General features: G+C 38.0%; 3 protein-coding genes. 1 reads left to right on the forward strand and 2 read right to left on the reverse strand.

The annotated features are described in order from the left end of the window. Positions 1-361: 361 nt before the first annotated feature. Positions 362-865 (reverse strand): hypothetical protein, encoded by a 504-nt coding sequence (locus Q5762_RS36690; RefSeq protein WP_315887773.1) that lies wholly within the window; start codon positions 863-865, stop codon positions 362-364. Positions 866-961: 96 nt separating this feature from the next. On the opposite strand from Q5762_RS36690, the gene Q5762_RS40125 reads away from it, so the two are divergent. Beyond that, positions 962-1,108 carry a ribbon-helix-helix domain-containing protein gene (locus Q5762_RS40125; protein WP_399495511.1) on the forward strand — a complete coding sequence of 49 codons (147 nt, stop codon included), beginning with the start codon at positions 962-964 and terminating at the stop codon, positions 1,106-1,108. Between the two features lie 11 nt (positions 1,109-1,119). Here Q5762_RS40125 and Q5762_RS36695 read toward each other — a convergent pair whose 3' ends face one another. Continuing rightward, positions 1,120-1,446: an HNH endonuclease signature motif containing protein gene (locus tag Q5762_RS36695; RefSeq protein WP_315887772.1), complete on the reverse strand. Its 327-nt coding sequence runs from the start codon at positions 1,444-1,446 to the stop codon at positions 1,120-1,122. Positions 1,447-1,673: the final 227 nt, after the last annotated feature.

A 1,673-nucleotide genomic window follows, 5' to 3' on the forward strand; every position in this document is an offset into this window, starting at 1 on the left:
CTTTCCATTTTTTGATAAAGGAATCACATGTTCAATTGATGGATAGCTTTTACCAACTATTGTATACCCTTTATCTGTTATCACTTTATCATCCCAATCACATTGTATGCCACATAAGTAACACATGCCATCATCCCTATTGTATAGCTTTGTTAATGTAATGCTTTTATCCACTAAGTTACTATTGTTTATTCTCCCCTTGTATATAGTTCTTGATATTCTTCTGTTTCGTTTGCGACTACATTCTGTGGAACATACTAAGACATTAGGAGATGGATTATAAAATATATCTCCACATTCTACACACTCTCTTGTTAATAAAGCAATTCTATTTTGTTCCTCGATTTCTTTTTCTTTAATATTAATTTCTTTTTTTAAGTAATTGATATATTTTTTTAATCAATCGCTGTCTTTCTTTTCTTTCTGCAGTGTCTTGTTTTTGCTTCTCTAAAATAATTTTATATTTTTCTAATGGCATATGACCCTTTGACCTGCTTTTGCATTCTTCACTACAGAATCTTGCTATGTGTGCATTCCTTGCTGGTACTGTAAAAGCCTGTCCACACCATTCACATGCCTTGTTAGTTCCATCATCCCACCCAGGGTTAGCTTCTCTCCATCTATCCCTATTCCTTATTCTTCTAGCTTCATCAGAACAATTTTTAGAACAATACTTTGTTAGTGCTCCATTCTTCCTTGTCTCAAATCGTTCCCCGCATATTGGGCAATCCTTTATAATATCAGCTCCCCTTCTATTGGCACCTCTGACCTTCACGCCTTGCTTTGCACGCTCTGGGGAACAGTACTTTTTCATAGGGTTTATTGTTTTGAACTCTGTATTACATATGTCACATCTCTTTATCATTCTTATTACCTCCTTGACATACTTATATTGTATCATATTAGACTTGCATTTGCAATGTTTGTATGGCAATATTGTATCTATAAGGAGGTGCATTAAATGGCTAAGAAGAGAGTTACTTATACACTTGATGAGGAACTGATAGAACGGTTACGTGAGTACTCGGATAAAACTATGATTCCACAAGCTAAGATAGTAAATGAAGCACTAATTGAATATCTAAACAAGAAGAAGTCAGACAAATAGTCTGGCTTTTTTTATGCTTTATAAGTTGTCCAATCTATGCTGTGTGGCAGGTTCCTATTACCTAATACTTTCGGTTCGCTTGGGTTTTCAAACATTTTATCTGACTTTTGACGATTACACCCCATGTGACTAAGTTGCAAATTTTCTAGCGAACTAGGATGACCACCTTTTGATACTGGAATGATATGGTCAATCACTGGAGACAACGGATGCGGATAAGCAAGCGTCTTGTCTACATCTTGACCGCAGATTCCACAGGTGTGTTTTGTCTTTAGTATGCGCTTCTTGTTTCTTTCAAAAGCCACACGGTGGGGTCCTTGTTTGTCTGCTCTAGCCATGGCACACCTCCTAAATAAATAGACAGCCCGCAATGGACTGCCGTATATGTATAGACACCGGACTGGACTACCGCCTCCAGTCGTGGCAAACTCATTTAACTACGGCTACTATTCGTTCACCGCAGACCGCTCACAAAGCCCGCGTAAGGCAACTTGCCGTATCCCTAGCAAGTCCAACTTAATGTTAAGCAGACTACTTCTTTTCCCTTTCGGTACTTCGCTTCGCC

Source organism: Streptomyces sp. P9(2023), from assembly GCF_032436795.1.
GTDB lineage: Bacteria > Actinomycetota > Actinomycetes > Streptomycetales > Streptomycetaceae > Streptomyces.